An 8,714-nucleotide genomic window follows, 5' to 3' on the forward strand; every position below is an offset into this window, starting at 1 on the left:
GGGGGGCGCCCCCCCCGCGCCCGCGGCCCGGGGCGCGGCCGCGCGCCGGGTCAGTCGGGCCGATGGCCTCCGGGGAATTCCGGGGTCGCGGTCCGGGCCAGCTCATGGCTGAGCTGTTCCAGCTCGCTGCCGCCCGCCATCTGGCGGGTCAGCTCCTCCAGGGCGATCTCCGTCTTGGCGTGGCTGCCGGCCATGGTGCCGCGCTTGAGGAGGACGAAGCGGTCGCCGACCAGGTAGGCGTGATGCGGGTTGTGGGTGATCAACACCACGCCGAGCCCGGCGTCCCGTGCGGCCGCGACGTACTTGAGGACGACGCCGGACTGCTTGACGCCGAGCGCCGCGGTGGGCTCGTCCAGGACCAGGACCTTGGCGCCGAAATAGACGGCGCGGGCGATGGCCACGCACTGGCGCTCACCGCCCGAGAGCGTGCCGATGGGCTGGTCGACATCGCGCAGGTCGATGCCCATCCGCAGCAGTTCGCTGCGGGTGGTCTCGCGCATCGTGCGCACGTCGAGCCGCTTGAAGGGGCCCGCTCCGGTGGTCGGCTCGGAGCCGAGGAAGAAGTTCCGCCATACGGGCATCAGCGGGACGACGGCCAGGTCCTGGTAGACGGTGGCGATGCCGCGGTCGAGGGCCTCGCGCGGGGAGGCGAGCCTGGTCTCCTCCCCCTCGATGGTGAAGGTGCCGGCGTCGTGCCGGTGCAGCCCCGCGATGATCTTGATGAGGGTGGATTTGCCGGCACCGTTGTCGCCGAGCACACAGGTGATCTCCCCCGCGTGCACCTCGAGGGACACGCCCTCCAGCGCCTTGATGTTGCCGTAGAACTTGCTGACGTCGTCGAGCTCGACCAGGGCTGTCATGACTTGTCCTCCGCCCGCTTGCGGACCCATGCGTTCAGGAGAGTGGCGAGCAGCAGCATCGCGCCGAGGAAGAACTTGTACCAGTCCGGGTTCCACTGCGCGTAGACGATGCCCTTGCTGGTCATGCCGAAGATGAAGGCGCCGACCGCGGCCCCGATCGCCGAGCCGAAGCCGCCGGTCATCAGACAGCCGCCGACCGCCGCCGCGATGATGTAGAGGAATTCGTTGCCGACGCCGTCGCCGGACTGGATCGCGTCGTACGAGAACAGCAGATGCTGGCCGGAGACCCAGGCGGCGAAGGCGACGCCCATGTAGAGGCCGATCTTGGTCTTGGTGACCGGGACGCCGACCGCCCGTGCCGCGTCCGCGTTGCCGCCCACCGCGAAGATCCAGTTGCCGACGCGGGTGCGCAGCAGGATCCAGGTGGCGAGGGCGACCAGGACGATCCACCAGATGATGGTGACCTGGATGTCGACCTCGCCGATGGTCAGGTGGGAGGCGAAGAGCGTACGGGCGGACTCGAAGCCCTCCATGTCGGCGATGGACTTCGTGGAGACGGTGCCGCTGATCAGCTTGGTGAAGCCGAGGTTGAGGCCGGTCAGCATGAAGAACGTGCCGAGCGTGATGATGAAGCTGGGGAGTTTCGTACGGGTCAGCAGCATCCCGTTGAAGACGCCGATGGCCAGCGTGACCAGCAAGGACACCCCGACACCGACCCAGGTGTTGGCCGTCATCTGGTAGCTGAACATGGACGAGATCAGGGCCGAGCTGACGACCATGACGCCGGCCGACAGATCGAACTCGCCGCCGATCATCAGCAGTGCCACGGGCACGGCCATGATGCCGATCGTCGACGAGGCGTAGAGCACGGTGGAGAGGCTGGAGGCCCGCAGGAACGGTTCGGCGGAGACGGCGAAGAAGAGGAAGACGGCCACGGCGCCGACGACCGAGCCCAGCTCGGGGCGGCCCATCAGGCGGCGTACCAGGGAGCGGTGCAGCAGGCGCTCGTCCCCCAAGGGGACCTTGACGGTGGTGGTCATCGGGTTCCCCGCTTCGTGAATTCCTGCAGCGCGCCGGCGTCCTTCTTGGTGATCACCTGGGGTCCGGTGAGCACCGGCCGGCCGCCGCCGAGGACGTCGGAGTTGTACTTGTAGAGCCAGAGCAGGTCCACGGCCTGGTAGCCCTGGAGGTAGGGCTGCTGGTCGACGGCGAAGCCGAGCGAACCGTCCTTGAGACCGTTGGCCACCTGGGCGTTGAGGTCGAAGGTGTCGATCTCGGCCTTGCTGCCGGCCTGTTCCCTGGCCTTGACGGCCGTGGCGGCGAAGGGCGCCCCGAGCGTGACGACGGCGTCGATGCCGCGGTCCGCCTGGAGCTTGGACTCGATGGACGACTGCACATCCGGCATGTTCGTCCCCTCCACATAGAGCTTCTGAAGATCGCCCTTGAAGGTCTTCTTCGCGCCGTCGCAGCGCTGCTCATGCCCGACATTGCCCTGCTCGTGGAGCACGCACAGGGCCTTCTTCCGGCCGCGCTTGTTGAGCTCCTCGCCGACGGCCTCGCCCGCCACCGTCTCGTCCTGCCCGATATGGCTGAGCGCGCCGAACGCCTTGGACTCCTCGGCCCCGGAATTCACCGTGATCACCGGGATGCCGGCCTTCTCGGCCTTTTCCACGACGTCCTTCATGGCGTTGGGCTTGGCGAGCGTGACGATCAGCCCGTCGACCTTCTGGTCGATGTAGGACTGCACCAGCTGGCTCTGCCGCTGGGCCTCCTTGTCGTGCCCGTAGAGGAACTTGATGTTGTCCTTGTCGGCGGCCTGCTGGGCGCCCTTCTGGACGATGTCCCAGAACGTGTCACCGTCTCCCGAGTGGGTGACCATCGCAATGGTCCACCGGGGAGTGTTCACGGCGGCCTTGCCGCCGGCCGCCTGGGCAGCGCGTGCGTCCTCGGCCCGCTTGCCTCCGGTGCTGCTGCACCCTGCCACAGAGGCGCAGAGCACCGCCGCCAGTGCGGCGCTCACGACGCGTCCTCTGCTGCGCACCCGTCCTGTTCTTCGCACCGTTGCCACGAGGACTTGCCCTTCCCGCTGATCTCGCTGTGTCGGCCGCCATGCTCGTCCTGCGCGCATCGCTCGTACTGCTCGCACTGCGCGCACCGGCCCAACCGGCCAAGTATCCGATACCGGTGATCTGTACCGGTTCGTGGGGTCCGTACCGCCCATCGGTGCCCGCCTTCCGTACGGCTTCATCGGGTGCCCCGTCCCGTGTATTCCTCCAGCTTGGGCACGTCCTTGCCGGTGACCAGTTCCGGGCCGGTGAGCACCGGCCGGCCGCCGCCCAGGACGTTGGCGTTGGTCTTGTGCAGCGCGAGCAGGTCCACCGCCTCGTATCCCTGGAGGTAGGGCTGCTGGTCGACGGCGAAGACGACGTCCTTGGCCTTGAGGAGCTTGACCACGGCGACGTTCAGATCAAAGGTCGCGATCCCCGCCCGGCTGCCCGCCCCCTCCTTCGCCTTGACGGAGATCGCCGCCATCGGCGCACCCAGCGTGACGATCGCGTCGAGGGACTTGTCGGACTGGAGCTTGGCCTCGATGGAGGACTGCGAGGCGGGCGCGTTGGTGCCGTCGACGTTGAGGTTCTCGACCGTCCCGTCGAAGCCCTTGCGGACGCCTGCGCAGCGGTCCTCCAGCGACACATTGCCCTGCTCGTGGATGACGCACAGGACCTTCTTCCGGCCGCGTTTCGTCAGCTCCTCACCGACCGCCCGGCCCGCCACCGACTCGTCCTGGCCGATGTGGGTCAGCGCCCCGTACGCCTTCGAGAACTGGCCGCCGGAGTTGACGGTGATGACCGGGATGCCCGCGGCGACGGCCTTGCGGACGACCGCCTTGAGGGCCTCCGGCTTGGCGAGGGTGACGATCAGCCCGTCGACCTTCTGGTCGATGTAGGACTGCACCAGCTCGGCCTGTTTGGCGCCCTCTTTGTCGTTGGCGTAGAGGAACTTCACCCGGTCCTTGGCCGCGGCCCGTTCCGCGCCGTTCTGCACGATGTCCCAGAAGGTGTCGCCCTCGCCGGAGTGGCTGACCATCCCGATGGTCATCCGGGGTGTACGGGGGTCCTCGCCCGCGTCCTCGCCACCGGAGGCGCTGCACCCGGCGACCAGCGCGAGGGCCGCCGCCAGGGCGGCGGCACGGGGGACGGTGACGGGTCTGGCCGTACGCACTTTTCGCGCGCTTCGCACGCCGATCATCGTGGAACCGCCTTTGCTCCAGGCCGCCGGAATGCGGCTGGAGGATTTCTACGGCGGGCGCGGAGCCGCGTCAATAGTTTGTCCGAACATTCTGATGACTGATCTATCTGGCCGGGTGTGGCCGGCAGCCTCAGGGACGGACCAGCAGCTGGAACTCGAAGGCGTACCGGGACGCGCGATAGACGTGCGAACCGAACTCGACCGCGCGGCCGGTGTCGTCGAAGGTGGTGCGCTGCATCGTCAGCAGCGGGGCGCCCTCGGGCTCGTCGAGCCGGCGGCCCTCGTCCGCCGTCGCGGCCCGTGCGCCGACGGCCTGCCGGGCGCTGTGCAGGGTGATGCCGGCCGCCCGCATCAGGCGGTACAGGCCGGTCTCCTCCAGCTCGGCGGTCTCCAGCTTCAGCAGCCCGGCGGGGAGGTGGTTACGCAGATGCGCGACGGGCTCGCCGTGGGTGAGCCGCAGCCGCTCGACCAGCGCGACCTCCGCCCCCTCGGCGATGCCCAGTGCGGCGGCGACCTCGGCATCCGCCTCGGTGGTGGTGTTGAGCAGCACCCGGGTGGCGGGCTTCTGCCCGGCCGCCTCCAGGTCGTCGTAGAGGCTGCTCAGCTCCAGCGGGCGCTTGACCTGGCTGTGCACGACCTGGGTGCCGATGCCGCGACGGCGGACCAGCAGCCCCTTGTCGACCAGCGACTGGATCGCCTGGCGCACCGTCGGCCGGGACAGTCCCAGCCGCCCGGCCAGCTCGATCTCGTTGCCGAGCAGGCTGCCGGGCGCCAGCTTGCCGTTCTCGATCGCGGCCTCCAGCTGCTGCGAGAGCTGGAAATAGAGCGGGACCGGACTGCTCCGGTCGACGCTGAACTGGACTGGGCTCTCGGCGCCCGCGGTGTGTGCATCGCGTTTCCCCACGCTCGCGAGCGTATCCGCCCGCACAGATGACGGGAAGTCCAGAGGTCACATTGTCCGGACATTGCCGGGACAAGGCGGGTACGGTCCTGGGGGCACCGCCCCGGGGCGCGCGAGCTGCTACCAGGGCAGCGGGCGGCCGTCGCGGAAGAAGCCTCCCGTCGGGCCGTCGTCGGGCAGCGTCGCGGCGTACACCACGCTCGCCGCCCCCTCCGCGACCGGCCGCCCTCCCGGCCCGCCCATATCGGTGGCCACCCAGCCGGGGCATACCGCGTTGACCAGCACACCATCCCCGCGGAGCTCATCGGACAGCATCCGGGTCAGCGCGTTCAGCCCGGCCTTGGAGGCGCTGTACGCGGGTGTCCCGCCGCCCATGGTGGCGAGCGAACCGGACTCGCTGGAGACATTCACCAGCCGCGCATGCGCAGAGGCGCGCAGCAAGGGCGCGAAAGCGATCGCCATCCGCCACGGCCCGTACAGATTGGTCTCGGCCGCCTCCCGGACGACGGCGAGGTCGGCGGTGACGGCGCGCTGCCAGGTGTCGTAGTGGATGCCCGCATTGTTGACGAGGACGTCCAACCGCCGGTAGCGATGGGCGACTTCGGCCACGGCGGCGGCGACGCTGTCGTCGTCCGTCACATCGAGGCGCAACGGCCTTACCTCGCCCCCTGTCTGACCCGCCGTCTCTTCGGCGGCCCACTCGACGGCCTCGGGCGAACGCCCGGTCAGCAGCACTGTGTGCCCGAGGCCCGCCAGTTGCCGGCTCACCTCCCGCCCGATTCCGCGGGTGGCGCCGGTGACGAGGGAAACGGGGGCGGTGGGGTCGGGCGAGGGCGACATACGGGGCTCCTGGGGCGGGCGGGGGCGGAAGGGCTGCCGAGTGGGGGCCAGGCGGAAGGGATACGTAGCCGCTCACCCCCACTCCGTCACCTCGCATCGCCCACCTGCCGCCAACTGGCACCACGACCCACCGGCTGATCGGCCGATCGGCTGACCGGCACCGGGGCAAGGCGCCTCTCCCCTGGGCTCCTCTCTCGGTTCCGCCTCCCCTGACGTCCCGTCAAGGCATCATCGAAGGCCCCTGCCGGAGAACCAAAGGACCAGAGGAGTCACCCATGTCCGTACGCCGCGTCGTCCCCGACATCCAGTCCGATGCTCTGGAGGAGAGCCGGGACTTCTACGGGCTGCTGGGCTTCGAGGAGGTCATGAACCTGGGGTGGGTGATCACGCTCGCGTCCCCCACCAACCCCACCGCCCAACTCATCTTCATGACGGAGGACAAGACCGCACCGGTCGCCCCCGATCTGAGCATCGAGGTCGACGATGTCGACGCCGTATACGAGGCCGTACTGGCCGACGGCGCCGAGATCGTCCGGACGCTGCAGAACGAGGCGTGGGGCGTCCGGCGCTTCTTCGTCAAGGACCCGAACGGCAAGGTGGTGAATGTGCTCGGCCACACGGGCCGGGCGAGCGAGGGGCAGGGCTGATCAGCCGCCCGATCAGCCGCCTCACCACCTGTCCAACCACCAGCTTCTGACGGCTGGTTGAGCGGCGCCTCACCCTCCCCTGCGCCACCGCACACGCACTCTCCGCGGTCGCACCCGTCACGCCCTCACTTCATCCACGCCTCCTCGTACTTCCGGTACGTCCCGTCATGCGTGGCCAGATGCACCCACTGGTCCACATACGCCTTGAACTCCTCATCGCCGCGCGGCAGTGCGTAGGCCTTCTCGGAGAAGGTGAAAGGCTTGTCGGGGTGGACCGAGCAGAGTTCGGGGTGGATCTTGGCCTGGTAGCGGGTCTCGCCGGCGTCCGTCATCATCACGTCCGCGCGGCCGGCGATGATCTCGTCGAAGATCGTGGTGTTGTCCGGGTGGACGGTGAGGGTGGCCCGCTTGATGTGCGCGCGGGCGAACTGCTCGTTGGTGCCGCCGGGGTTGACGATGACCTTTGTCCCGCGGCGGTCGATCTGGTCCAGCGTCCGGTACCTGTCCTTGTCGGCGCAGCGGACGATGGGCGTCTTGCCGTCCGTACGGGTGGGCTCGCTGAAGTACACGGCGCGGGCGCGCGGGAGGGTGATCGAGACGCCGCCCACGGCGATGTCGCAGCGGCCGGAGGCGAGGTCGCCGACAAGGTTGGCCCAGGTGGTGGCGACGTAACGCGGCTTGGCGTCCAGGCTCTTGGCCAGGTCCCGGGCCATCTGGATGTCGATGCCGCTGTAGGCGCCGGTCTTGGGATCGCGGTGGGTGAAGGGGCGGTAGTCGCCGGTGGTGCAGACGCGCAGCACCCCCCGGCGCGGGACCGTGTCGAGCAGCGTGGCCACCGGGTGCCGGCTGTGCTGCGCGGCGGGCGTGGGGGCGGAACCCGGTGCGGGTGCGGGGGTGTTCGCGGGCGAGGGCGCCGCGGCGGTGGCGGTGAGCAGACAGGCGAGGGCGGACAGCGTGGCGGCGCGCTTCATGATGACTCCTGCGGCATGAGCATGATCGCGTGGTCGAGACGATCAGCGTGGCAGAGGCGGGCGAGGCGGTGAAGCCCTTGACCGGTCAGTGGGATGGCGGGGGCAGGTCCGGTGCCGATCCGGTCGCTGTCACTCACCGGAGCGAAGCCCCCCGCTACGGCGGCCAGGCCTGCCTCGGGCCCCGTACCGGACCCGCCCAGGCCTCAGTCGTCGTACAGCCCGCCCCGGACACCGGGTGCCGGCTGGTCGGGGGCCGCTTCGGCGAGGCGGGTGAGGAGGTCCGCGGCGCGCTTGGCGACGGTGTCGCGGTCGCCCTCGGAGAGTGCGGAGCCCATGCCGACGGCGACCGCACCCGCGGCGATCCAGTCCGGCGCGTCCTCGACCGTCACCCCGCCCGTAGGCAGCAGCGGCACCTGGGGCAGGGCGGCGCGGACGTCCCGTATCCAGGAGGGGTGGTGCGCGGAGGCGGGGAACAGCTTGAGGGCGTCCGCGCCCAGTTCGAGCGCGCGGACCATTTCGGTGGGCGTCGACACGCCGGGGAAGACCGGGACGCCGTACCGGTGGCCCGTACGGATGACCTCGGCGTCCAGGCTCGGCGAGACCAGGAAGCGGGCCCCGGCATCCACGGCCATCCTGGCCGACACCGCGTCAAGGACCGTGCCCGCGCCGATGACCGCGTCCTCACCCAGCTCGCGGGTGAGGGTGGTGACCGCCTCCAGCGCGAAGGGGGTGGTCAGGGATATCTCCAGGCTGGTGATGCCGGCCGACAGCAGGGTGTCGGCGGTGGCGCTCGCCTCGTCATAGGTCTTGCTGCGGACGATGGCGAAAACCCGCTGAGCCAGGGCGGCCCGGGTGATCTCCCAGCGATACACGGCAGTTCGCCGTCCTTCCTTGTCTCCAACGCTCCATGCCGCCGTCGGCCGTGAACCACGGCGAAGACAGCACTTCCCGGGGCGTGCCGGGGCAGCCGGCCACCACATGGCCCGTGACCACTACACGGCCTCTGACCACCACATGGTTTCTTTGCCGCCGATGCCCGCCCACTCCTCGTTTCCACCGAAACGCTACCGGCAACCACTGACAATCCTCCCCCGGGGGTGCCCCCCTGCGCCCCCTTCCACCAAGAATGGGCGGAACCGGCAGCCCGAGGGCGGCCCGCCTCAGTGCAGCTCGGCCAGCACCGCGTCGGTCAGCAGCGGCCAGGCCTCGACGGCCCACGGGCCGAAGGCCCGGTCGGCGAGCGCGA

General features: G+C 69.8%; 9 protein-coding genes. 1 reads left to right on the plus strand and 8 read right to left on the minus strand.

All coding sequences use genetic code 11. The features are described 5' to 3' along the window. Window positions 1-50 precede the first annotated feature (50 nt). The 6 genes from AB0D04_RS41415 to AB0D04_RS41440 form a co-directional block, all read right to left on the minus strand. Window positions 51-860 carry an ATP-binding cassette domain-containing protein gene (locus tag AB0D04_RS41415; RefSeq protein ID WP_362712581.1) on the minus strand — a complete coding sequence of 270 codons (810 nt, stop codon included), beginning with the start codon at window positions 858-860 and terminating at the stop codon, window positions 51-53. Then, window positions 857-1,900 (minus strand): ABC transporter permease, encoded by a 1,044-nt coding sequence (locus AB0D04_RS41420; RefSeq protein ID WP_362712582.1) that lies wholly within the window; start codon window positions 1,898-1,900, stop codon window positions 857-859. The genes AB0D04_RS41415 and AB0D04_RS41420 overlap by 4 nt, the downstream gene beginning before the upstream one ends. After that, window positions 1,897-2,880, minus strand: coding sequence for a sugar ABC transporter substrate-binding protein (locus AB0D04_RS41425; protein ID WP_362712583.1), 984 nt, complete (start codon window positions 2,878-2,880; stop codon window positions 1,897-1,899). Before AB0D04_RS41425 ends, AB0D04_RS41420 begins: the two co-directional genes overlap by 4 nt. 224 nt (window positions 2,881-3,104) lie before the next feature. Further along, on the minus strand, window positions 3,105-4,109 hold the full coding sequence (locus AB0D04_RS41430) for a sugar ABC transporter substrate-binding protein (RefSeq protein WP_362712584.1): 1,005 nt from the start codon (window positions 4,107-4,109) through the stop codon (window positions 3,105-3,107). Between the two features lie 130 nt (window positions 4,110-4,239). Next, a complete protein-coding gene (locus tag AB0D04_RS41435) occupies window positions 4,240-5,013 on the minus strand; it encodes a GntR family transcriptional regulator (RefSeq protein ID WP_362712585.1) in 774 nt (257 codons plus the stop codon). A 117-nt stretch (window positions 5,014-5,130) separates the two neighbouring features. Next, window positions 5,131-5,850 carry an SDR family oxidoreductase gene (locus tag AB0D04_RS41440; protein ID WP_362712586.1) on the minus strand — a complete coding sequence of 240 codons (720 nt, stop codon included), beginning with the start codon at window positions 5,848-5,850 and terminating at the stop codon, window positions 5,131-5,133. A 275-nt stretch (window positions 5,851-6,125) separates the two neighbouring features. Here AB0D04_RS41440 and AB0D04_RS41445 point away from each other — a divergent pair, with 275 nt between their 5' ends. Beyond that, window positions 6,126-6,497: a VOC family protein gene (locus AB0D04_RS41445; protein ID WP_362712587.1), complete on the plus strand. Its 372-nt coding sequence runs from the start codon at window positions 6,126-6,128 to the stop codon at window positions 6,495-6,497. 125 nt (window positions 6,498-6,622) lie between these two features. Here the strand turns inward: AB0D04_RS41445 and AB0D04_RS41450 are convergent, their stop codons facing one another. Together AB0D04_RS41450 and eda are read right to left on the minus strand one after the other, a co-directional pair. Then, on the minus strand, window positions 6,623-7,468 hold the full coding sequence (locus tag AB0D04_RS41450; RefSeq protein ID WP_362712588.1) for a transporter substrate-binding domain-containing protein: 846 nt from the start codon (window positions 7,466-7,468) through the stop codon (window positions 6,623-6,625). A 203-nt stretch (window positions 7,469-7,671) separates the two neighbouring features. Beyond that, entirely contained in the window at window positions 7,672-8,340 is a 669-nt protein-coding gene (eda, locus tag AB0D04_RS41455; RefSeq protein WP_362712589.1) for a bifunctional 4-hydroxy-2-oxoglutarate aldolase/2-dehydro-3-deoxy-phosphogluconate aldolase, read from the minus strand. Window positions 8,341-8,714: the final 374 nt, after the last annotated feature.

It is taken from the genome of Streptomyces sp. NPDC048483, assembly GCF_040651455.1.
GTDB lineage: Bacteria > Actinomycetota > Actinomycetes > Streptomycetales > Streptomycetaceae > Streptomyces.